General features: G+C 60.1%; 20 protein-coding genes. 12 read left to right on the plus strand and 8 right to left on the minus strand.

Annotated elements, in window-relative coordinates; all coding sequences use genetic code 11:
* Position 1: 1 nt before the first annotated feature.
* The 3 genes from IEQ42_RS15540 to IEQ42_RS15550 form a co-directional block, all read right to left on the minus strand.
* Positions 2-1,903: a PhoX family protein gene (locus tag IEQ42_RS15540; protein ID WP_210704099.1), complete on the minus strand. Its 1,902-nt coding sequence runs from the start codon at positions 1,901-1,903 to the stop codon at positions 2-4.
* Between the two features lie 70 nt (positions 1,904-1,973).
* A complete protein-coding gene (locus IEQ42_RS15545; RefSeq protein ID WP_210704100.1) occupies positions 1,974-2,738 on the minus strand; it encodes a TOBE domain-containing protein in 765 nt (254 codons plus the stop codon).
* Positions 2,739-2,956: 218 nt separating this feature from the next.
* Complete coding sequence (locus IEQ42_RS15550) at positions 2,957-3,691, minus strand: ComF family protein (RefSeq protein WP_210704101.1); 735 nt, start codon at positions 3,689-3,691, stop codon at positions 2,957-2,959.
* A gap of 91 nt (positions 3,692-3,782) precedes the next feature.
* Here IEQ42_RS15550 and bioB point away from each other — a divergent pair, with 91 nt between their 5' ends.
* From bioB to IEQ42_RS15600, 10 genes are all read left to right on the plus strand, one after another.
* Positions 3,783-4,838, plus strand: a complete 1,056-nt coding sequence (gene bioB / locus IEQ42_RS15555; protein ID WP_042561420.1) for a biotin synthase BioB — start codon at positions 3,783-3,785, stop codon at positions 4,836-4,838.
* A gap of 159 nt (positions 4,839-4,997) precedes the next feature.
* The gene (gene bioF / locus IEQ42_RS15560) at positions 4,998-6,176 is read left to right on the plus strand and encodes an 8-amino-7-oxononanoate synthase (RefSeq protein ID WP_210704102.1); all 1,179 of its coding nucleotides are present in this window, start codon (positions 4,998-5,000) and stop codon (positions 6,174-6,176) included.
* Complete coding sequence (locus IEQ42_RS15565) at positions 6,169-6,900, plus strand: alpha/beta fold hydrolase (protein WP_200616540.1); 732 nt, start codon at positions 6,169-6,171, stop codon at positions 6,898-6,900. The genes bioF and IEQ42_RS15565 overlap by 8 nt, the downstream gene beginning before the upstream one ends.
* Positions 6,893-7,705 carry a malonyl-ACP O-methyltransferase BioC gene (gene bioC, locus IEQ42_RS15570; RefSeq protein WP_210704103.1) on the plus strand — a complete coding sequence of 271 codons (813 nt, stop codon included), beginning with the start codon at positions 6,893-6,895 and terminating at the stop codon, positions 7,703-7,705. The genes IEQ42_RS15565 and bioC overlap by 8 nt, the downstream gene beginning before the upstream one ends.
* A complete protein-coding gene (bioD, locus tag IEQ42_RS15575) occupies positions 7,702-8,382 on the plus strand; it encodes a dethiobiotin synthase (protein WP_210704104.1) in 681 nt (226 codons plus the stop codon). The genes bioC and bioD overlap by 4 nt, the downstream gene beginning before the upstream one ends.
* A gap of 108 nt (positions 8,383-8,490) precedes the next feature.
* Positions 8,491-8,787 carry a hypothetical protein gene (locus tag IEQ42_RS15580; RefSeq protein WP_047303795.1) on the plus strand — a complete coding sequence of 99 codons (297 nt, stop codon included), beginning with the start codon at positions 8,491-8,493 and terminating at the stop codon, positions 8,785-8,787.
* Between the two features lie 277 nt (positions 8,788-9,064).
* Positions 9,065-10,870 carry an acyl-CoA dehydrogenase C-terminal domain-containing protein gene (locus IEQ42_RS15585; RefSeq protein ID WP_210623020.1) on the plus strand — a complete coding sequence of 602 codons (1,806 nt, stop codon included), beginning with the start codon at positions 9,065-9,067 and terminating at the stop codon, positions 10,868-10,870.
* Positions 10,871-11,168: 298 nt separating this feature from the next.
* Positions 11,169-12,458, plus strand: coding sequence for a GGDEF domain-containing protein (locus tag IEQ42_RS15590; RefSeq protein WP_210704105.1), 1,290 nt, complete (start codon positions 11,169-11,171; stop codon positions 12,456-12,458).
* A gap of 91 nt (positions 12,459-12,549) precedes the next feature.
* Positions 12,550-14,346, plus strand: a complete 1,797-nt coding sequence (locus IEQ42_RS15595) for an acyl-CoA dehydrogenase C-terminal domain-containing protein (protein ID WP_210704106.1) — start codon at positions 12,550-12,552, stop codon at positions 14,344-14,346.
* 213 nt (positions 14,347-14,559) lie between these two features.
* Entirely contained in the window at positions 14,560-16,338 is a 1,779-nt protein-coding gene (locus IEQ42_RS15600; RefSeq protein ID WP_042561411.1) for an acyl-CoA dehydrogenase C-terminal domain-containing protein, read from the plus strand.
* A 228-nt stretch (positions 16,339-16,566) separates the two neighbouring features.
* Here the strand turns inward: IEQ42_RS15600 and IEQ42_RS15605 are convergent, their stop codons facing one another.
* Positions 16,567-17,496, minus strand: a complete 930-nt coding sequence (locus IEQ42_RS15605; RefSeq protein ID WP_210704107.1) for a LysR family transcriptional regulator — start codon at positions 17,494-17,496, stop codon at positions 16,567-16,569.
* 169 nt (positions 17,497-17,665) lie between these two features.
* Here IEQ42_RS15605 and IEQ42_RS15610 point away from each other — a divergent pair, with 169 nt between their 5' ends.
* Both IEQ42_RS15610 and IEQ42_RS15615 read left to right on the plus strand, forming a co-directional pair.
* Positions 17,666-18,949: an aspartate aminotransferase family protein gene (locus tag IEQ42_RS15610; protein ID WP_210704108.1), complete on the plus strand. Its 1,284-nt coding sequence runs from the start codon at positions 17,666-17,668 to the stop codon at positions 18,947-18,949.
* A 195-nt stretch (positions 18,950-19,144) separates the two neighbouring features.
* The gene (locus tag IEQ42_RS15615) at positions 19,145-19,303 is read left to right on the plus strand and encodes a YqaE/Pmp3 family membrane protein (protein WP_003228885.1); all 159 of its coding nucleotides are present in this window, start codon (positions 19,145-19,147) and stop codon (positions 19,301-19,303) included.
* Between the two features lie 148 nt (positions 19,304-19,451).
* Here the strand turns inward: IEQ42_RS15615 and IEQ42_RS15620 are convergent, their stop codons facing one another.
* From IEQ42_RS15620 to pqqC, 4 genes are read right to left on the minus strand one after another with little or no spacing between them, the layout of a single operon-like run.
* Positions 19,452-21,260, minus strand: coding sequence for a S9 family peptidase (locus IEQ42_RS15620; protein ID WP_210704109.1), 1,809 nt, complete (start codon positions 21,258-21,260; stop codon positions 19,452-19,454).
* Positions 21,226-22,386, minus strand: coding sequence for a pyrroloquinoline quinone biosynthesis protein PqqE (pqqE, locus tag IEQ42_RS15625; RefSeq protein WP_210704110.1), 1,161 nt, complete (start codon positions 22,384-22,386; stop codon positions 21,226-21,228). Before pqqE ends, IEQ42_RS15620 begins: the two co-directional genes overlap by 35 nt.
* Complete coding sequence (gene pqqD, locus IEQ42_RS15630; protein WP_210704111.1) at positions 22,358-22,633, minus strand: pyrroloquinoline quinone biosynthesis peptide chaperone PqqD; 276 nt, start codon at positions 22,631-22,633, stop codon at positions 22,358-22,360. The genes pqqE and pqqD overlap by 29 nt, the downstream gene beginning before the upstream one ends.
* Entirely contained in the window at positions 22,630-23,382 is a 753-nt protein-coding gene (gene pqqC, locus IEQ42_RS15635; RefSeq protein ID WP_042561405.1) for a pyrroloquinoline-quinone synthase PqqC, read from the minus strand. The genes pqqD and pqqC overlap by 4 nt, the downstream gene beginning before the upstream one ends.
* Positions 23,383-23,493: the final 111 nt, after the last annotated feature.

Here is a 23,493-nt window from a genome sequence, read left to right on the forward strand (position 1 = left end):
ATCAGGCGCCGACGATCCCGCCATCCTCACGGGTAATCGCCATCACCGAAGACCGTGGCTTGCCATTCGGCAAATGCTCAGGGAAGGTCGAACCGCCGTTCTCCCCTGGATGCTGAATCCCGACAAACAATGTCTTCTGATCCGGCGAGAAGCTGATCCCGGTGACTTCACAACCAATCGGCCCGACCATGAAGCGGCGAATCTCGCCGGTCTTGGGGTCAGCGCAGAGCATCTGGTTATTGCCCATCCCGGCAAAGTCTCCGGCGTTGCTCGAGTCGCCGTCAGTCAGAATCCACAAGCGTCCGGCCTTGTCGAAACCCAAGCCATCGGGGCTGTTGAACATGTTCTGCGGGGTGATGTTTTTCGAGCCGGCCTTCGGCGTGCCGGCGTGCACGCCCGGGTTGCCGGCGACCACGAACAGATCCCACGCGAAGGTTTTCGACGCATGATCGTCGCGATCGGTGCGCCAGCGCAGAATCTGCCCGTAGACGTTCTTCTCGCGCGGGTTCGGCCCGCCCACCGGTTGCCCGTCTTCGCCGCGCTTGGCGTTGTTGGTCAGGGTGCAATAAACCTGGCCGTCCTTCGGGCTGACCACGATCCATTCCGGGCGGTCCATGCGTGTGGCGCCGACCACGCTGGCGGCGAGGCGGGCGTGGATCAGCACTTCAGCCTGATCGGCAAAGCCGCTGCTGGCATCGATGCCGTTTTTGCCGTGGGTCAGTTCGATCCATTGGCCCTGGCCTTTCGGGTGATCCGGGTTGCTGTCGCCGTTATCGAACTTGGCGACGTACAGGGTGCCGTGATCGAGAATGTCGCGGTTGGCTTTGGCGTTGCGGTGGTTGATGCGGTCGCGGCTGACGAATTTGTAGATGAACTCGCCACGCTCGTCGTCGCCCATGTACACCACGGCGCGACCGTCGTTGGTCTCGGCCAGTGCGGCGTTTTCATGTTTGAAGCGGCCCAGTGCCGTGCGCTTGACCGGGGTCGATTGCGGATCGAACGGGTCAATCTCGACCACCCAGCCGTGACGGTTGAGTTCGTTGGGGTTCTTCGCCATGTCGAAGCGCGGGTCGTGCGGGTGCCAGTTGATTTCGCGGCTGGCGGCCGAGACGCCGTAGCGCTTTTGCGCCGCGTCGAACTGCTGCTGGGCGTTGCTGCTGCCGAAGACGTCGGTGAAGTTCTCTTCGCAGGTCAGGTAAGTGCCCCACGGCGTTTTGCCGTTGGCGCAGTTCTGGAAGGTACCGAGGACCTTTTTGCCGTGTTTGTCGGCGGCGGTTTTCATCAGGTCGTGACCGGCCGCCGGGCCGGCGATGCGCAGCGGCGTGTTGCCATGGATGCGTCGGTTGTAACGCGAGCCCTGAACGAATTGCCACTGGCCGTTCTTGCGCCGCACCTCGATCACCGAAACGCCTTCGCAGGCCAGGGCCTTGCGCACGTCTTCGGCCGATTGCGGCATGCCGCCGTGCGGGTAGAGGTAACGGTAGTTGGTGTATTCGTTGTTGATCGCCATCAACGCGCGGTTTCTGTCGTCCGGGAAGGCGAACAGGCTCATGCCGTCGTTGTTGTCGCCGAACTGCACTTCCTGTGCGGCCGCGGTTCCATTGCCACTCGGATCGAACGCCGGGCCATTCTTTTGCAGGGGCTGGCCCCAACTGATCAGTACTGAAGACTTGTAGCCTTTGGGCAGGCTGATGACATCAGTGGTCGCCGCCGGAATGCTTTCGAAGCCGAGCAGACGGCTGTTGCCAGCACTGACGCCAGTGGCCAGCGCGCTGCGGCTCAGGAGGCTACCGCCCAGGAACATCGCTGCACCACACAGAGCGCCGGCGCCGATGAAACCGCGACGGCTGAGGCCGACCATTTTTTCCAGATCAGTCGATTGGTTTTCTTCTAATAGGCTCACATCAGGCTTCCTGCTTGGTTTTGGCAGTCACCTTAATGAGCGTCGATGACGCTTTCGTTGCAGGCCGCGATTAAAGTGACGTGCCGATCAGCACATTGGACGGCGAAAACCGCACGTGCACGGGGTGCCCCACTGCCAGCCCACGGCTGCGCAAGTCCTGCGGTTCGGCCAGCGCACACAGGGTGTGGCCGTTGGGCAGGGAAATCCGCACTTCGCTGGGGCCGTCGTCGGCGTCGAGAATCGCTTCGATGGTGCCCTCCAGATGATTGTGCCCAGGCGTTGCCGGCTGATCGCTGGCCAGCAATTCGAGCCAGCCGGCCTTGATCAGGGCCACCACTTGCGAACCGGTTTGCAGCTCCAGATGCACAGTGCTGTCGTGGGTGATTTGTGCGTCGAGGCACAAGCCTTCGGCCAGCTCCAGACGAATCAGGTCATTGCGCCCCTGAGCGTTGATCGCCACGACTTTGCCGTGCAACTGGTTGCGAGCACTGGTGCGTAGCATCAAGCGACCGAGCAGGTCGAGGTCGCTGGCGTCTTCGGCGGCTTCCAGTACCTGCGCTTGCAAGGCTTGCAGCTTTTGATAGAGGCGCAGCACCCGTTGACCTTCGCTGGACAGTTTGGCGCCGCCGCCGCCCTTGCCGCCGACGGCACGCTCGACCAGCGGCTTTTGCGACAGGTTGTTCAGCTCATCGATGGCGTCCCACGTCGCTTTGTAGCTCAGCCCTGCGCTTTTCGCTGCACGGGTGATCGAGCCCTGTTCGGCGATGTGTTGCAGCAGGGCAATGCGCTGCGGACGACGGACAATGTGCTGGGAGAGCAGGGAGGGCATGGACATGAATGGGTGCTTTTTGCTGTGGCGGTGGAAGGTGAAGTTGGCCGCTTGCGCTGCGAGAGTCAAGCCGTGTGCAGAACCTGACCGTGGGGGGGCGCCCAGCTATTCGTCACTGCGCAATATCGATGTAGGAGCTGCGGCACGCTGCGATCTTTTGATTTTAAAGATCAGGATCAAAAGATCGCAGCGTACCGCAGCTCCTACAGGGGATTGCGCTGACCTCAGGAGCCGGGTTTTGGCGTGCGCGCCAGGCAATACACGTCGACCCTTGCCGCTCCTGCATTCATTAACAATCGTGCAAGGGCCTGGGCCGTGGCGCCGGTGGTCAAAACATCATCAACCAACGCCAGATGCCGACCTTTTACGTTCGCATCTGACGTCAGGGCAAAGGCATTACGCAGGTTGCGCTTGCGCGCCTTGGCATCAAGATCCTGCTGGGCGCTGGTGTCTTGAATCCTGTGCACAACATTCTCCTCGCAGGGCAAATCCAGTTGCTTGCTCAACCAGCGCGCCAACATCGCTGCCTGGTTGAATCCGCGTTGACGCAGCCGTTTAGCGGCCAATGGCACCGGCAACAACGCATCGGGGCGCGGCAAGTCTTCATCGAAGCGATGTTGCAGGTATTGGCTGAGAACGTCGGCGAGCAGATGACCAAACGGCCATTTCGCGTTGTGTTTAAAGCGGGTAATCAAACTGTCCACCGGGAAGTCGTAGCGCCATGGCACGGCGACCTGTTCGTACGCCGGAGGCTCTAGCAGGCACCCGTCGCAGGTCAGGCCGGCCTCGGGCAGCGGCAATGCGCAGGTCTGGCAGTGCGCGCCCAGCCATGGCATCTCGGCTTCGCAGGCGACGCAGATTGGCATTTCTGCTTCTGCTGGCTCATCGCACAATAAGCAGCTTTGTACGTTTTTTAAACAGATGTAAACCTGATCTTTGTATCGTGGTTGACAGTGCATGACACTTCCTTAAATATGCCGAACATCCGTGTAGCGCCTGTGGGTATTCCGTTCCCGCAGCCGCCAGCCAAGCATAACCAAGGAAATACCCATGAGCGCGAGCACCACTGCCACCCTGCGTCACGACTGGTCATTGGCCGAAGTCAGAGCCCTCTTCGTACAGCCATTCAACGACTTGCTGTTCCAGGCGCAGACGGTGCACCGCGCGCATTTCAACGCCAACCGCGTTCAAGTCTCCACGCTGCTGTCGATCAAGACCGGCGCCTGCCCGGAAGATTGCAAATATTGTCCGCAGTCCGGTCACTACAACACCGGCCTGGAAAAAGAAAAGCTGATGGAAGTGCAGAAAGTCCTCGAAGAGGCTGCCCGCGCCAAAGCCATCGGCTCGACGCGTTTCTGCATGGGGGCGGCGTGGAAGCATCCGTCGGCCAAGGACATGCCCTACGTGTTGAAAATGGTCGAAGGCGTCAAGGCCATGGGCCTGGAAACCTGCATGACCCTCGGTCGTCTCGATCAGGATCAGACCGAAGCGCTGGCCAAGGCCGGGCTCGATTACTACAACCACAACCTCGACACCTCGCCTGAGTTCTACGGCAGCATCATCACCACCCGCACGTACAGCGAGCGCCTGCAAACGCTGGCCTACGTGCGTGAGTCGGGGATGAAAATCTGTTCCGGCGGCATTCTGGGCATGGGCGAGTCGCTGGATGACCGCGCCAATCTGCTGATCCAGTTGGCCAACCTGCCGGAGCATCCGGAGTCGGTACCGATCAACATGCTGGTGAAAGTCGCCGGCACGCCACTGGAAAACGCCGAGGACATCGATCCGTTCGACTTCATCCGCATGCTCGCCGTGGCGCGCATCCTGATGCCGCAATCCCACGTGCGGCTGTCGGCCGGGCGTGAAGCGATGAATGAGCAGATGCAGGCCCTGGCGTTCTTTGCGGGCGCCAACTCGATTTTCTACGGCGACAAGTTGCTGACCACTGCCAACCCGCAAGCGGACAAGGACATGCAACTGTTTGCGCGTCTGGGCATTGCGCCGGAAGCCCGCGAAGAGCACTCCGACGAAGTGCATCAGGCCGCGATCGAACAGGCGTTGGTGGAGCAGAAGAGTAGCGAGCAGTTCTACAACGCCGCGGTGTAAAGACTTGCGCAAACTCCTCTGAAGGAATGCAAACCCCTGTGGGAGCGAGCCTGCTCGCGAATGCGGTCGAATATTCAACAGTGATGTCGACTGGACTGACGCTTTCGCGAGCAGGCTCGCTCCCACAGGGGATCTGTCTATTTGAAAATCGAGGCCTGCATGTCTTTCGATCTCGCCGCACGCCTTGCTGCCCGACGTGCCGAAAATCTCTACCGCCAGCGACCGCTGCTGGAAAGCCCGCAAGGGCCGGAGGTGGTGGTCGACGGCCAGCCATTGCTGGCGTTCTGTAACAACGACTATCTGGGCTTGGCCAATCACCCGCAGGTGATCGAAGCCTGGCGCGCCGGTGCCAAGCGTTGGGGCGTAGGCGGCGGGGCGTCGCATCTGGTGATCGGCCACAGCGGCCCGCATCACGCACTGGAAGAAGCACTGGCTGATCTCACTGGTCGGCCGCGCGCGCTGCTGTTTACCACCGGCTACATGGCCAATCTCGGTGCGGTCACCGCGCTGGTCGGGCAGGGCGATACGGTGCTGGAAGACCGGCTCAATCACGCCTCGTTGCTGGATGCGGGGCTGTTGTCCGGCGCACGCTTCAATCGTTATCTGCATAACGACGCGGTGAGTCTGGCCAAGCGGCTGGAGAAAGCCACCGGCAATACGCTGGTGGTCACCGATGGCGTGTTCAGCATGGACGGCGACCTTGCCGATCTGCCGGCACTGGCGCGTGAGGCCAAGTCCAAAGGTGCGTGGCTGATGGTCGACGATGCCCATGGTTTCGGCCCGTTGGGCGCTAATGGCGGCGGTATTGTCGAGCATTTCGGCTTGAGTCAGGACGACGTCCCGGTGCTGGTCGGCACGCTCGGCAAAGCCTTCGGCACGGCGGGCGCGTTCGTCGCCGGCAGCGAAGAGTTGATCGAAAGCCTGATCCAGTTCGCGCGTCCGTATATCTACACCACCAGTCAACCGCCGGCGCTGGCCTGTGCGACGTTGAAAAGTCTCGAACTGCTGCGCAGTGAACACTGGCGTCGAGAGCATTTGCAGACGCTGATCCGCCAGTTCCGTCGCGGTGCCGAACAGATCGGCCTGGAGTTGATGGACAGCTTCACCCCGATCCAGCCAATCATGATCGGCGATGCCGGCCGCGCGGTGCGCCTGTCGCAGATGTTGCGCGAACGCGGCTTGATGGTCACCGCGATCCGTCCGCCGACCGTGCCCGCTGGCAGCGCAAGACTGCGCGTGACCCTGACCGCCGCCCACAGCGAGGCGCAGGTGCAGCTATTGTTAGAAGGACTGGCTGATTGCTTTGCGCAACTGTCGTCGGAGCCAAGTCATGCGTGATCGCCTGATTCTGCTGCCCGGCTGGGGCCTCGGTGTTTCGCCGATGGAGCCTTTGGCCGCTGCGCTCCAAGGGCTCGACGAACATCTGCATGTCGAGGTCGAGCCGTTGCCGGAACTCGACTCCTGCGACCTGCAAGACTGGCTCGATGACCTCGATGAGCGCATTCCTCAAGACGTGTGGCTCGGCGGCTGGTCGCTCGGCGGAATGCTCGCGTCCGAACTGGCGGCGCGTCGGGGCGACAGGTGTTGCGGCTTGCTGACACTGGCGAGCAATCCTTCCTTTGTTGCGCATGAACAATGGCCGAGCGCGATGCCCGGCGAGACCTTCGATGCGTTTCTTGCCGGTTGCGCTGCTGACCCACGGCTGACCCTCAAACGTTTCTCGCTGCTGTGTGCTCAAGGCGCGCAAGACCCCCGCGGCTTGTCGCGGCTGATGCTAGGCGGCGCACCGAACACTTCGTCGGCGGCACTGATGGCCGGACTGGAATTGCTCGCGCAACTGGATACGCGCGAAGCGTTGCAGGCGTTTCGTGGCCCGCAGTTGCATCTGTTCGCCGGGCAGGACGGATTGGTGCCGGCAGAGGCGGCGGGCGAATTGTTCGCCTTGTTGCCGGATATTGAAATTGGTCTGATCGAACAGGCCAGTCATGCGTTTCTTCTGGAAGACCCCCATGGAGTGGCGGGTGCGATCCAGGCTTTTTTACATGAGTGCGGTGATGACTGATTTGTCCCATGTGGCGCTGCCCGGCGGCTTGCCTGACAAGCGTCAGGTCGCGGCCTCTTTCTCCCGCGCGGCGGCCAGCTACGACAGTGTCGCCGAGTTGCAACGTGATGTCGGTACACAGTTGCTGCAGCGCTTGCCTGCGGATTTCGTGCCGTCGCGCTGGCTCGATCTGGGCTGCGGCACCGGGTATTTCAGTCGTGCATTGGCCGGGCGTTTTGCCCATGGCCAAGGGCTGGCGCTGGACATTGCCGAGGGCATGCTTGATCACGCGCGTCCGTTGGGTGGCGCCGAGCACTTCATCGCCGGAGATGCGGAACGTCTGCCGTTGCGCGATTCAACCTGCGATCTGATCTTCTCCAGCCTTGCGGTGCAGTGGTGTGGGAATTTTGATGCGGTTCTAAGTGAAGCGTTGCGAGTGCTGAAACCCGGCGGAGTTTTCGCGTTTGCTAGTCTTTGTGTAGGGACATTGTTTGAGTTGCGCGATAGCTGGCGTCAGGTCGATGGTCTGGTGCATGTGAATCGCTTCCGCGAGTTCGCGCGATATGAACAGTTGTGTGCGGCCAGTGGCCTGCGCACGGTGAGTCTGGAGAATCAGGCGCATGTGCTGCATTACCCGGATGTGCGCAGTTTGACCCATGAGCTGAAGGCTCTGGGGGCGCACAATCTGAATCCTGGTCGCCCGGGTGGATTGACCGGGCGGGCGCGGATTCTTGGTCTGGTCGAGGCTTACGAGCAGTTCCGTCAGGCGTCGGGGTTGCCGGCGACTTATCAGGTGGTCTACGCCGTGTTGGAGAAACCCGTATGAGCGCAGCCTATTTCATCACCGGAACTGACACCGACGTTGGCAAGACAACGGTCGCCGCCGGATTGCTGCATGCGGCGCGTTCGGCAGGGTTGAGCACCGCGGCGGGTAAGCCGATTGCCTCCGGGTGCGAAGTCACGCCCAAGGGTTTGCGCAACTCGGATGCCTTGGCCTTACTGGCCGAATGTTCGTTGCCGCTGAGTTATCAACAGGTCAATCCGATAGCGTTCGAGCCGGCTATTGCTCCGCATCTGGCGGCTCGCGAGGCCGGTGTTGCGCTGACGGTGCAATCGCTGCTGACACCGATGCGCGAGATTCTGGCGATGAATGCCGATTTCACCCTGATAGAGGGCGCGGGTGGCTGGCGGGTGCCGTTGGCGGATCAGGACAATCTCTCGGATTTGGCGATGGCGTTGAAGCTGCCGGTGATTCTGGTGGTGGGTGTGCGGCTGGGTTGCATCAGCCATGCGTTGCTGACGGCTGAGGCGATCGCCCGAGATGGCCTGCAACTGGCGGGGTGGGTGGCGAATATCATCGATCCGAAGACTTCGCGGCTGGAGGAGAATCTGGCGACACTCGCCGAGCGGATTCCCGCGCCGTGTCTTGGGCGAGTGCCCAAGCTCAAGGCGTTGAGCGCCGAAGCGGTGGCTGAGCATTTGCAGTTGGACTTGCTCGACTAAGGTTTTGCCTATGGGCAGGCACTGTGCCATTAGTGTTTTTGACGGGTGTTTTTCTGGCGCCTCTGGTTCAATGGCGACTATTGATCCTTCCCAAGGATGAGACCAGTTATGGAAATCTCCGGTAACACAGCTTTTTATGCGGGTTTGAGCTCGATTCAGACCGGGCAGAATCGCGTCGATCAGGCGGCCAGCCAGATCGCCAACAACACCATCGAGCGTTCGGTCACCAGCCAGTCTTCCGAAGTACAGGTCGATCGCCTGCGTGGTCTGGATCGTGCGCAGCAGTCTGATCTGGCGAGCAACATCGTCGAGATGTCTCAAGGCAAATACCAAGCTGAGCTGGGCGTGAAAGTCGTCAAGGCATCCGATGAAGTGCTCGGTACGATCATCGATACATTCGCCTGATTTTCATAGCTTCCAGCACGCTGAACGCCGCGCATTGTCGCGGCGTTTTTCGTTTTAAGTCCTTCTCGCTCAACTAATCTTCTTTTTATCGTCCATGACTCGATCGAGTCGATGGCGGTTTGCTGTGTCCGGCATTTGGAAGACATGAAGACGAACGGCAAATGATCGACGCTTGACAAGATTTCGGCGTAAACGTATGTTTCAAACAACTGTTTGACCGTCACAACAAATCAACACGGTCGTTCATTCCCGGTTACATCAGCAGAGGTTTATCGCTATGCCTGACTACAAGGCCCCCTTGCGTGATATTCGCTTCGTTCGTGACGAACTGCTCGGCTACGAAGCGCACTATCAGAGCCTTCCGGCTTGCGCAGACGCAACTCCGGACATGGTTGATGCCATTCTCGAAGAAGGCGCCAAGTTTTGTGAGCAGGTACTGGCGCCGCTGAACCGCGTGGGCGACACCGAAGGTTGCACCTGGAGCGAGTCCGGCGTTAAAACCCCGACTGGCTTCAAAGAGGCTTACAAGCAATTCGTCGAAGGCGGCTGGCCAAGCCTGGCGCACGACGTCGAGCACGGTGGTCAGGGTCTGCCTGAGTCGCTGGGGCTGGCCGTCAGCGAAATGGTTGGCGAAGCCAACTGGTCGTGGGGCATGTACCCAGGCCTGTCGCACGGCGCGATGAACACCATCTCCGAGCACGGCACCCCTGAGCAGCAAAGTGCTTACCTGACCAAACTGGTTTCGGGCGAATGGACCGGCACCATGTGCCTGACCGAGCCGCACTGCGGCACCGACCTGGGCATGCTGCGCACCAAGGCCGAACCTCAGGCCGACGGTTCGTACAAAGTTTCCGGCACCAAGATCTTCATCTCGGCCGGTGAACACGACATGGCCGACAACATCGTCCACATCGTACTGGCCCGCCTGCCGGATGCGCCTGCTGGCACCAAAGGCATCTCCCTGTTCATCGTTCCAAAGTTCATGCCCAATGCTGATGGCACCGTCGGTGCACGCAACGCTGTGACTTGCGGTTCGCTTGAACACAAGATGGGCATCCACGGCAACGCCACTTGCGTGATGAACTTCGACGGCGCCACCGGTTTCCTGATCGGCCCGGCGAACAAAGGCCTGAACTGCATGTTCACCTTTATGAACACCGCTCGTCTGGGGACCGCGCTGCAAGGTCTGGCCCACGCCGAAATCGGTTTCCAGGGTGGACTGAAATACGCTCGCGATCGCCTGCAAATGCGCTCCCTGACTGGCCCGAAAGCGCCGGAAAAAGCTGCTGACCCGATCATCGTGCACCCTGACGTACGCCGCATGCTGTTGACCATGAAGGCATTCGCCGAAGGCAACCGCGCGATGGTGTACTTCACTGCCAAACAGGTCGACATCGTCAAATACGGTGTAGACGAAGAAGAGAAGAAGAAAGCCGACGCACTGCTGGCCTTCATGACGCCAATCGCCAAAGCGTTCATGACCGAAGTCGGTTTCGAATCCGCCAACCACGGCGTGCAGATCTACGGCGGCCACGGCTTCATCGCCGAGTGGGGCATGGAGCAGAACGTTCGCGACAGCCGCATTTCGATGCTGTACGAAGGCACCACCGGTATCCAGGCACTCGACCTGCTGGGCCGCAAAGTGCTGATGACGCAAGGCGAGGCTCTGAAAAGCTTCACCAAGATCGTCCACAAGTTCTGCCAGACCAACGAAGGCAACGAAGCGGTTCAAGAGTTCGTCACGCCGCTGGCTGCACTGAACAAGGAATGGGGCGAGCTGACCATGAAGGTCGGTATGGCCGCCATGAAAGATCGCGAAGAAGTCGGCGCGGCCTCCGTGGATTACCTGATGTACTCCGGTTATGCCTGCCTGGCCTACTTCTGGGCCGACATGGCGCGTCTGGCTGCCGAGAAGCTGGCAGAAGGCACGGGCGACGCGGCGTTCTATACCGCCAAGCTGCAAACTGCGCGCTTCTACTTCCAGCGCATCCTGCCGCGTACCCGTACCCACGTGGCCACCATGCTGTCGGGCGCCAACAACCTGATGGACATGAAAGAAGAAGACTTCGCACTGGGCTACTAAGCCTTAACGCGGTCTGTTGAAAAACCGCTGCTCCCTCGGGGGCAGCGGTTTTTTTATGCGCGAATATTCCCCGGCTGTGGGTATTTCTGAAAGAAATTCCCGACGTGGCCATCAAGCATGATGGCCATGAAGGAGATTTCATCTCCAGGGGGCAAAAAACCTTGGTCGACGGCTCAGAAAACAGTATTTGCGGCCGTTAAAGAGACTGCATGTGATCTGGATCACATTCTGTGTGCTTAACTGGCCACATTGCAGGCACAATGCCATCTCTTTGCCATGACGGGTCGGAGCTTTACCCTTGCCACGTTCTTCTACTGTACGTTTCAGCCATTTCCTGCCTTCTCTGCTGTTGTTGCTCGCGGGGTTGGCGGCTGCGTATGTCAAAGACCTCAGCGTGTTCTTCACTTCCCTGTTCAACGTGTTGCCGACTCTGGTCCTGCTGCTGGGCGGCGCTTACTGCGCGGTTTACCGACGCCAGCGCGAACTGTTTCTGATGCTCACGGTGTACATCGCCTACTTTTTGCTCGACACCCAGACCGACTTTTACCGCGACAACGGCAAAGTGCGCGAAGACGCCGCTGTGGTCTTCCATCTCGTCTGCCTGTTACTGCCCTTGTTGTTCGGTCTGTTTGCTGCGTGGCAGGAGCGCACGCACCTGTTTCAGGACATGGTGGCGCGGTTCGCCGTCTTGCTCGCCTTCGGCAGCGTGGCACTGGGGCTTGAGCAAAGTTACCCACAGGCGTTGCTGATGTGGCTTTCGGAAATTCGCTGGCCGGCGCTGCACGGCGTGTGGATGAGCCTGATCCAGTTGTCGTATCCGGTGTTCATTTCGGCATTCCTGCTGCTGGCCTGGCAATACTGGCGCAACCCGCGTCCACTGCATGCGGCGCAACTGGTCGGTTTGCTCGGGGTGTTCTGGATGCTGCCGAAAACCTTCATCCTGCCGTTTACCCTGAACATCATGTGCAGCCAGGTGATGTTGATGATTGCTGCCGCCGTGGCGCACGAGGCTTATCAAATGGCCTTTCGCGACGAACTCACCGGTTTGCCGGGTCGCCGTGCGCTCAACGAACGCATGCAGCGCCTGGGGCGCAACTATGTGCTGGCAATGAGCGACGTTGATCACTTCAAGAAATTCAACGACACCCACGGCCACGATGTCGGTGACCAGGTGCTGCGACTGGTCGCCAGCAAGCTGTCCAAAATCAGCGGAGGCGGTAGGGCATATCGCTATGGCGGTGAGGAATTTGCCCTGGTGTTCGCAGGCAAAACCCTTGAGGAGTGCATGCCGCACCTTGAAGTCATTCGCGAGTCGATTGCGTCCTACAGCATCCAGTTGCGCAATCAGGAAAACCGCCCGCACGACGATCAGCAAGGTCGCCAGCGTCGCGCCGGTTCCGGTGCTTCCAGCGTTTCGGTGACGGTGAGTATCGGCGTCGCTGAGCGGGTGGAGCAGCGCAACCCCGAGCAAGTTCTAAAATCCGCGGACGAGGCGCTTTACAGTGCCAAGGGTGCGGGGCGCAACTGCGTGGTCGCGTTCGGCCAGAACCGCCGTGGCGCGGTGCGCATGGACACCGCTGCGGGTTGAGTGATGACGGCGCATTCAGCGTCTGGACAGTGATTGTGGCGCGTGGTGGCCGGCAGTAGTTTCAAGGAAACCTGCTGACGGAGAAGCCATCATGCCCGAGTACAAAGCCCCGCTGCGCGACATGCGTTTTCTGATCGATCACGTCTTCGACTTCCACACCAACTACGCAGCCTTTGGCGCCCACGACGCCAGCCCGGACATGATCAGCGCGATCCTCGAAGAAGGCGCGAAGTTCTGCGAGAACGTTCTGGCACCGCTCAATCGCAGCGGTGACGAAGAGGGCTGCCATTTCGACAACGGGGTGGTGACAACGCCTACAGGCTTCAAGCAAGCCTTCGCACAATATGTCGAGGGCGGCTGGCATGGTCTGGCGGCAGATCCGGTGTATGGCGGCCAAGGCCTACCGAGCTCCCTGGGGCTGGTGATCAGCGAAATGGTCGGCTCCAGCAACACGTCCTGGGGCATGTACCCGGGCCTGACTCACGGCGCGATGTCGGCAATCCATGCCCACGGCACCACCGATCAGAAAGACACTTACCTGAGCAAACTCACCGCCGGCCAGTGGACCGGCACCATGTGCCTGACCGAAGCCCACTGCGGCACCGATCTGGGCATCATCAAAACCCGCGCCGTGCCTCAGGCCGACGGCAGTTACACGGTCACGGGCAGCAAGATTTTCATCTCTGCCGGTGAGCACGACATGAGCGAAAACATCATCCATCTGGTGTTGGCCAAGTTGCCGGATGCGCCCGCGGGAACAAAGGGCATCTCGTTGTTCATCGTGCCGAAATTCCTTCCGGATGCGTCGGGCGAGGCGGGCGAGCGCAATGGCGTTTCCTGTGGCTCGATCGAACACAAGATGGGCATCAAGGCCTCGGCCACTTGCGTGCTGAACTTCGATAGCGCCAAAGGCTTCTTGATCGGCGAACCGAACAAGGGCCTGAACTGCATGTTCACCATGATGAACCACGCGCGGCTCGGCACTGGAATGCAGGGCTTGTGTCTGGGCGAAGCGAGTTTCCAGGGCGCCATCAAATACGCCAACGACCGCCTGCAGATGCGTTCGCTGACCGGCGCCAAAGCCCCGGACAAACCGGCCGACCCGATCATCGTCCACCCGGACGTGCGGCGCATGCTGCTGACCATGAAAGCCTTCAACGAAGGCAACCGCGCGCTGACTTACTTCACCGCGCAACTGCTCGATGTCGCCCATCTAGGCAGCGATGCCGAGGCGCGTCAGGAAGCCGAAGACCTGCTGGCGTTCCTCACGCCGATCTGCAAAGCGTTCATGACCGACTCCGGGCTGGAAGTGACCAATCTCGGTATGCAGATTTTTGGTGGTCACGGTTTCATTCGCGAGTGGGGCATGGAGCAGTTGGTGCGCGATTGCCGCATTGCGCCGATCTACGAAGGCACCAACGGCATTCAGGCCCTCGATCTGCTTGGGCGCAAGGTGCTCGGCAGTCAGGGCAAGCTGCTGCGCGGCTTTACCAAAATCGTCCATAAGTTCTGCGCGGCGAACGAGGGGCATCCGCAGCTGGGGAGCTTTGTCACGCAGCTCAATGAGCTCAACCAGCAGTGGGGCGATCTGACCATGAAGGTCGGCATGGCGGCGATGAAGAATCCGGACGAGGTTGGTGCTGCGTCGGTGGACTATCTGATGTACAGCGGTTACATCATCCTCGGCTATCTGTGGCTGCGCATGGCGCTGGTGGCGCAAGCGCAACTGGATGCGGGCGAGGGGGAGGCGGATTATCTTCGGGGTAAATTGGCCACTTGCGAGTTTTACTTCAAGCGGTTGCTACCACGCACGGCGGCGCATCGTGCGGCGATTGAGGCGGGCAGTGATTGTTTGATGAAGCTGCCGGCCGAAATGTTTGCGCTTTAAGGTAGATCAAAAGATCGCAGCCTTCGGCAGCTCCTGCACGGGATCGCTTTTTACCTGTGGGGGCTGGCGAAGGCCGCGATATTTTTCTGGTGACTAAAAATAACAAATCAGTCACCGGTTGACCCTATGTGTCGCAAAAGTTGTTGATGTACACTCCGGCTCAACGAGAATACATTCCCACGAATCACCTGTTTAGATCTTGCGAGGTTTGCCATGGCTGACTACAAAGCGCCGCTGCGCGATATGCGCTTCGTCCTCAATGAAGTGTTCGAGGTCGCCAAACTCTGGGCGCAACTGCCGGCGCTGGCCGAGACCGTCGACGCCGAGACTGTTGAAGCGATTCTCGAAGAGGCCGGCAAGGTCACCAGCAAAAGCATCGCGCCGCTGAGCCGTGCCGCTGATGAAGAAGGTTGTCACTGGGCAGACGGTGCCGTCACCACGCCGGCCGGTTTCCCACAGGCTTATCAGACTTACGCCGAAGGCGGTTGGGTTGGCGTTGGTGGCGATCCGCAATATGGCGGCATGGGCATGCCCAAAGCCGTGTCGGCGCAGGTCGAAGAAATGGTCAACTCCGCGAGCCTGTCCTTCGGTCTGTACCCGATGCTCACTGCCGGCGCGTGCCTGTCGATCAACGCCCACGCCAGCGAAGAGCTGAAAGCCGCCTACCTGCCGAACATGTACGCAGGCGTCTGGGCCGGTTCTATGTGCCTGACCGAGCCGCACGCCGGCACCGACCTGGGCATCATCCGCACCAAAGCCGAACCTCAGGCCGACGGTTCCTACAAGGTCAGCGGCACCAAGATCTTTATCACCGGTGGTGAACACGATCTCACCGAAAACATCATTCATCTGGTGCTGGCCAAACTGCCGGACGCACCGGCGGGTCCGAAAGGCATCTCGCTGTTCCTCGTGCCGAAGTTCATGGTCAACGCAGATGGCAGCCTGGGCGCGCGCAACCCGGCCAACTGTGGTTCGATCGAACACAAGATGGGCATCCAGGCGTCCGCGACGTGCGTGATGAACTTCGACGAAGCGGTGGGTTATCTGGTCGGTGAGCCGAACAAAGGCCTGGCGGCGATGTTCACCATGATGAACTACGAGCGTCTGGGCGTCGGCATCCAGGGCCTTGCCACTGGCGAGCGCTCCTACCAGAACGCCGTCGAATACGCTCGCGACCGCCTGCAAAGCCGCTCGCCGACGGGCGCGCAAAACAAAGACAAGGTCGCTGACCCGATCATCGTCCACCCGGACGTGCGTCGCATGCTGCTGACCATGAAAGCGTCGAACGAAGGTGGTCGCGCATTCTCCACTTACGTGGCGATGCAACTCGACACCGCCAAGTTCAGCGAAGATGCGACGACGCGCAAGCGTGCGGAAGACCTGGTGGCGTTGCTGACGCCGGTTGCCAAGGCGTTCCTCACCGATCTGGGTCTGGAAACCACCGTGCACGGCCAGCAGATTTTCGGCGGCCACGGTTACATCCGCGAGTGGGGCCAGGAGCAACTGGTACGTGACGTGCGCATCACCCAGATCTACGAAGGCACCAACGGCATTCAGGCGCTGGACCTGGTGGGTCGCAAGATCGTCGGCAGTGGCGGCGCGTTCTATCAACTGTTCGCTGACGAAATCCGCCACTTCACCGCGACTGCCAGTGCGGATCTCGGCGAATTCACCAAGCCGCTGAACGACGCCGTCACAACGCTCGACGAGCTGACTTCGTGGGTGCTGGATCGGGCGAAAAGCAATCCGCACGAAATCGGCGCGGCTTCGGTCGAATATCTGCAGGCGTTTGGTTACGTGGCCTACGCCTACATGTGGGCATTGATGGCCAAAGCCGCGTTGGGCAAAGAAGCGCAGGAGGATTTCTATGCCAGCAAACTCGGCACCGCGCGCTTCTACTTCGCCCGTCTGCTACCGCGTATTCATTCGTTGAGCGCGTCGGTCAAGGCCGGTAGCGAGTCGCTGTACCTGCTGGATGCAGCGCAGTTCTGACCCCGATAGCGTCATGTAAGCAATCGCTTACATGACGTGCTGCTGTTCTCCCATATGCGTAGATTGGATCCACGGCTAATCTACATTTCATGGACGTCGCGCAGGAAGCGCAAAGCAACAACACGGACACGTAGGATTCTGCCAGGGTGGCGGAGTGAAATGGATGTCAGGGAAACAGTCTGCAAAGCCCCGCTTCGGCGGGGTTTTCTTTTGCCTGAAGAAAAGTTTTCAGGTCAGGGAATCCAGTGGCGGCGGGCTTTTGCGCGCTTTTTCATCGCGGCCCATGACCTCTTCCAGCAATGTCTGCAGCAGTGCCAGCGAAGCTTGCTGACGTTGCACGTCGCGACACACCAGCCCGACTTTCAACGGCACCCGTGGCTCGCTCAGCGGTTTCCACAGCAGATCTTCATCGTCGTACTCTTTTTGCGAGTGTCCGGGCAGCACCGTCGCCAGTTTGGTGTGCGGCAGACTGTCGAGAATCCCCAGCATATTGTTCAACTCGGCCTGCACTTGTGGGCGACGGCCAAGGCTGGTCAATTGCGCCTGCCAGATCTGGCGGATCTGAAACTCCTCGCCCAGTAACAGCATTGGCAATTCGGCCGCCTGGCGAATCGAAACCTTCTTGAATTCACGCAACGGATGGTCCGCCGGGATGACCAGTGTCAGTTCATCTTCGTACAGCATCACGCCATGCAACCCTGGCTGACGTGGCGGCAGATAGCTGATGCCGATGTCCAGCGAGCCGTTAAGCAAACGCCGTTCGATCTCCAGCCCGGTCAATTCATAAATTTGCACCACCAGATGCGGTTGCGCCTTGCGCACTCGCTCAAGCATTTGCGGCACCAGACTGGTATGGACGGTTTGCAGCACGCCAATCGCCAGGGTGCGCAGAGCCTGGCCCTTGAAGTTGCCGAGCGCTTCGCGTGCGCGTTGCAGCCCGTCGAGCAATGGCAGCGCGTGGTTGTACAACGTGTGCGCGGCGAGGGTCGGCAGCAGGCGTTTACTGCTGCGTTCGAACAGGGTGACGTCGAGATTTTGCTCGAGCTGGCGAATCTGCTGTGACAGCGCGGGTTGGGAGATCGACAGGCGTTCGGCAGCCCGTCCGACATGACCTTCCTCGTAGACCGCGACGAAATAACGCAGTTGTTTGAAATCCATAAGTAATGCTTATCGAAAATGCTGATAAATCGAAATGGCCCGAGGCCGTCAGTGCGCCTAGTCTAACCGCAATCACAAGGCTTACAGGGCCAGAGCGCGCGATGAATAGCTTTTGCTGCGACAGTGTTTGCATAGGCAGTTCAAAAAACCTCGGACGAGGTTTTTTCCAATGAATCTGTTCAATCTGCGGCGCCTTGCGCCAAGCCTCGATGATCTTTTCTTTGATGCCGAGCATTCCGATGCGGATGACAGCCTGAATAGCGATCGCCTGATGCCGAGCGTTGAACGGCCGCAGCAGGTTTTCGTTCGGGGTCAGGGGTCGTGGCTGTGGGACAGCAACGATCGCGCCTACCTCGACTTCTCCCAGGCCGGCGGCGCCAACAGCCTTGGCCACAGTCCTTCAGCGTTAGTCAAAGCCATCGCCGGTCAGGCCCAGGCGTTGATCAACCCCGGGTTCAATCTGCACAACCGCGGCATGCTCAGCCTCGCCGAACGGCTGTGTGCCAGCACCTCCAGCGATCAGGCGTACCTGCTCAACAGCGGCAGCGAAGCCTGCGAAGCGGCGATCAAACTGGCACGCAAGTGGGGTCAACTGCATCGTGGCGGCGCCTCGCGAATCATTGTGGCAAGGCAGGGCTGTCACGGCCGTAGCCTGGCGACGATCTCGGCGTCAGACAGTTGCAACCTGCACAATCGCTTTGCACCGCTGCTGCCGGGTTTCGATCTGGTGCCCTTCAACGATCTTCCGGCGCTGCATGACGCCGTCGACGCGCAAACCGTGGCGATCCTGCTTGAGCCGATCCAGAGCGATGCCGGGGTTGTCCCTGCGGCCGATCGCTACCTCAAAGGTGTCGAACGCCTGTGCCGCGAACTGGGGATTCTGCTGATCCTCGACGAAGTACAGACCGGCATCGGCCGTTGCGGCACCTTGCTTGCCGAACAGTCCTACGGCGTGCGCGCCGACATTGTCGTGCTCGGCAAAGGCTTGGGCGGTGGCGTGCCATTGGCGGCGCTGCTGGCGCGTGGCAAAGCGTGCTGTTTTGACACGGGCGAGCTGGGCGGCACGCACCATGGCAATGCACTCATGACCGCGGCAGGGCTGGTGGTGCTCGACAGCGTTCAGGATCGCGCCTTCCTTCAGCAGGTCCGGGACAACGGTCAGCATCTTCGCGAAGGCCTCGCACGGCTGGCGCATCGTTACGATCACGGCGATCTGCGCGGCCAAGGGCTGTTCTGGGGGCTGACCCTGTCGGATGATTCAGCAGATGCCGTAGTCAAAGCAGCGTTGCATGAAGGCCTGATACTCAACGCCCCACAAGCCGATTGCCTGCGCTTCACCCCGGCACTTACGGTCAGCAATGCCAACATTGACGAAATGCTCCTGCGCCTGGCCCGGGCCTTCTCTCGAGTGCGCACCGCTCAACTGCAATGCCGCAAAGGGATTGCTGTCTGAGCCGAAGCTTCCTGCCCGAATTCAAGAACCGTCTCGCGGTATAACGCACGCCCCACGCCTGATTCTTTTGGTGTGGGGCGTTTTTTTGCGTGCGATAGTGGCGAACAAATGGCGGAAGCACTGAACCCTGACGAGCGGCACGGGTCATTAGCGTGTATGGCTCAGGTGAGCCAACCCCCAATCAGGAGCTGACCCATGGATTTCATTCGTATCATCATCGCCATTCTGTTGCCGCCACTGGGTGTGTTTCTGCAGGTCGGATTTGGCGGGGCGTTCTGGTTGAACATTCTGCTGACGTTGTGCGGTTACATTCCGGGGATCGTGCACGCGGTTTACATCATCGCCAAGCGCTGAGTTCTGCGGCGCCAGGTAGATCGCTATCGCGGGCAGCCCGCTCCCACATTGGTCTTGGTTGTTCACACCTTGCGTGTACACCAGAACACCTGTGGGGCAGGCTCGCCAGCGATTGGGGCGACCCGGATCCGAGTGGTGGAGGTGAATTTCAGTCCGCCAATCCCATCACCCGCCGATAAAACGTCCACTCGCGCTCCAACGCATGCGCCTGATTCACCGCTCGGCGAAAGCCGTGGCGTTCGTCGGCGTAGTAGTGCGCCTCGACCGGAATGCCGTTCTGCTCCAGCGCTGTGACCATATCGCGGGTTTGCTGCGGGACGACGACGGCGTCCAGTTCACCCTGAAAGAAAACCACCGGCACGCGGATATTGCTCGCGTGCAGCAAGGGTGTGCGGGCCGCGTAGCGTTCGGCGTCCTGTTCGGGATCGCCGATCAGCCAGTCCAGATAATCGCCTTCGAACTTATGCGTCGCTCGGGCAAGGGCGACCGGATCGCTGACCCCGTAGAGGCTGGCGCCGGCGCGGAACACTTGATGAAAGGCCAGAGCGCACAGCGTCGTGTAGCCGCCAGCGCTGCCGCCACGAATGAACGCGCGTTCACCGTCGATCAGGCCTTGTCTGGCGAGATAGTCGACCACGGCGCAGGCGTCCTTGACATCGACGTCACCCCAACTCAAATGCAACGCCTGCCGATATTCCCGGCCATATCCGCTGCTGCCGCGATAGTTGAGGTCGGCGACCGCGAAGCCGCGTTGCGTCCAGTACTGGATGCGCGGATCGAGCATCGGGTAGCAGGCTGAGGTCGGGCCGCCATGGATGAACACCACCAGAGGCGGCTTTGTTTCACCACTCATCGCCGGATAAAAGAACCCGTGAGCCTCGCCCGAACCGCTTGGGTAGCGCAGGGTTTGTGGGCGGCTGATGCGTTCGGCAGCCAGCGGCGCAACGCCGCCGGCCAGCACTGTTACTTCATGGGATGCGCGATCAATGGCGATCACCGCCGAAGGGCTGATCGGCGAGGCTGCGATGCAATAGATGAATCGCTCATCCAGTGCCAGATGCCGGAATCGGCTGTAATCGCCGGTAAGGTCATCACCATTCAATGCGAGGCGACCGAAACCGCTCTCACTCCAACTGGCCAGATAGCCGTCAGCCAGTGGCAGCCAGGTGCAGCCGCCCATTTGCCACGGCGCTGGCGCGTGATCCGCTTGCACGCTGGGCAATGGCTCGAATCCATCCACTGATTCGACATAAGGCTGCCAAAAGCCTGCGCGGTCGGTCAGACAGTAAAGCTGTCCTTTCGCGTCGAAACGCGGCTGTTGAATCGACTCTTCAATGGCATCGCCCGCCACGCAGCGGGGCGCTGAAAAACCTTGTCCGGAACGCTCAGCCACCATCAACCGGGTTGACGTCCATGGTTGATGCGGACGGCTCCACTCGATCCACGCCAGCCTTGCGCCATCCGGGCTGATAACCGGTGCGGCATAAAAGTCCGCGCCTTCGGCCAGCAGACGGCGCGTACCATCGGCCAGAGCGATGGCGACCAGTCGATGCTGGTCGCCATTTTCCTCGACTGCCAAAATCTGCCCGTCGGCGAAATTCACATCGCCATAGCGGCACTCGCCTGATGTCAGCGCCTCGGGCGAGCCATCCAGCGTTTGCCGGTAAAGCTGCTGGTCCGCCTCATTAACGAAAACCACACCGTCAGGCGTCAGATAAAACGCTCCACCGCCATATTCGTACACCCGACTGCGCACGCTGAAACCCGTGGGTGTCAGACATTTCGCCACGCCGTCGCGCCAGTGCCAGATTCGGCACGCGGCATCTTCCGGGCGATATTCGTTCCAGAACAAACCGTTGGCACCGAGTTGCAGTTCGGCAAAATCCATTCCGGCAGCGACGGCTTGGGAGGCGCTGAAAGGCTCAGCCTTTAGCGATGAGGCGCGAGTTTCGTTCATTGCGGAAGGCCAGTTGTTCGATGGTTTGGGTGGCGTGCTCGGCTTCTTCGCGGGCCGCAAGGATCACACCGTGATGTTCGGATTTGCTGCACACCGGATCTGCATTGCTCGCATCACCGGTCAGCATGAATGCCTGGCAGCGGCAGCCGCCGAAATCCTTTTCCTTTTCGTCGCAGGAGCGGCACGGCTCTGGCATCCAGTCGTAACCGCGAAAGCGGTTGAAGCCGAACGAGTCGTACCAGATGTGCTGCATGCTGTGGTCGCGCACATTGGGAAATTGTACCGGCATCTGTCGGGCGCCATGACAAGGCAGGGCGGTGCCGTCCGGTGTGACTGTCAGAAAAATACTGCCCCAGCCGTTCATGCAGGCTTTCGGGCGTTCTTCATAGTAGTCCGGGGTGACGAAAATCAGCTTGCATGGATGCCCTTCGGCTTCCAGCTTGGCGCGATATTCGTTGGTGATGCGTTCGGCGCGGACCAACTGCTCTTTGGTCGGCAACAGACCGACACGATTGAGCTGCGCCCAACCGTAGAACTGGCAAGTGGCGAGCTCGACGAAGTCGGCTTCCAGCGCGATGCACAGCTCGATGATGCGGTCGATCTTGTCGATGTTGTGCCGATGAGTGACGAAGTTCAGCACCATCGGATAGCCGTGGGCCTTCACTGCACGGGCCATCTCCAGTTTCTGCGCAAAGGCTTTTTTCGAGCCGGCGAGCAGGTTGTTCACTTGCTCGTCGCTGGCCTGGAAACTGATCTGGATGTGGTCGAGGCCGGCCTTCTTGAAGTCGCTGATTTTCTGCTCGGTCAAGCCGATGCCGGAGGTGATCAGGTTGGTGTAAAACCCCAATTTGCGCGCTTCAGCTATCAGCTCGGCGAGGTCCTGGCGCACCAGCGGTTCTCCGCCGGAAAAGCCCAACTGAGCCGCGCCCATCTCCCGTGCTTCGCGGAACACCTTGATCCACTGTTCGGTACTCAGCTCTTTTCCCTGTTCGGCAAAATCCAGGGGATTGGAGCAGTACGGGCATTGCAGCGGGCAGCGATACGTCAGCTCGGCGAGCAGCCACAGCGGCAGGCCGACCTCGGGCTTGGGCGGCAGATCAGTCAAGGGTGATCCAGTGTTGCGCACGGGCAACCTCCATGAATTGCTCGATGTCGTCACCGAGCTCGGGCACGCCGGGGAACTGCTCGTCGAGCTTAGCGATGATCGCCGCGACATTCCGTTCACCGTCAATCAAACCACCGATCAGCGCGGCCGTCTCATTAAGTTTGATCATGCCTTCGGGGTACAGCAGCACGTGGCCTTTTTGCGCCGGTTCATACTGAAAACGGTAGCCGGGACGCCAGATCGGGGTCTTGCTGCGATCGAAACTCATAAGGTGATTCCTTTATGCCAGACGCGTTGCTCAGTCACGCTGTGATACGGCGGGCGGTTCAGTTCGTAGGCCATGCTCATGGCATCGAGCATGCTCCAAAGAATGTCCAGTTTGAACTGGAGAATTTCCAGCATGCGCTCCTGGCCTTCGCGCGTCTTGTAGTGTTCCAGTGTGATCGCCAAGCCGTGCTCGACATCGCGCCGTGCCTGACCGAGGCGGGTGCGGAAGTACTCGTAACCGGTCGGGTCGATCCAGGGGTAATGCTGCGGCCAACTGTCCAGACGGGATTGGTGAATCTGCGGCGCGAACAGTTCGGTCAATGAGCTGCTGGCGGCTTCCTGCCAACTGGCGCGGCGGGCGAAGTTAACGTAGGCATCGACGGCGAAACGCACGCCAGGCAACACCAGTTCCTGCGAACGCAGTTGATCAGGGTCGAGGCCGACTGCCTGGCCGAGCCGCAGCCAGGCTTCGATACCGCCGTCTTCACCAGGAGCGCCGTCGTGATCGAGCAGGCGCTGAATCCACTCGCGGCGGATTTCGCGATCCGGGCAATTGGCGAGGATCGCCGCATCTTTCAGGGGGATGTTCACCTGATAGTAGAAGCGGTTGGCGACCCAGCCCTGAATTTGCTCGCGGGTGGCGCGGCCTTCGTACATCGCCACATGGTACGGATGGTAGATGTGGTAATACGCGCCCTTGGCGCGCAGGGCTGCTTCGAATTCTGTAGGGGACATTGGCGTGTCAGTCATGTCTGTTCTCCGGGAACAACCATTGGATTCTGTGGTGTCTGTCAGAACGCGATCGCTGGCAAGCCAGCTCCCACAGATTTTGCGTACGCCACAGAACCTTGTGGGAGCTGG

The sequence above is a fragment of the Pseudomonas iridis genome (genome assembly GCF_017980685.1).
In the GTDB taxonomy this organism is placed as follows: domain Bacteria; phylum Pseudomonadota; class Gammaproteobacteria; order Pseudomonadales; family Pseudomonadaceae; genus Aquipseudomonas; species Aquipseudomonas iridis.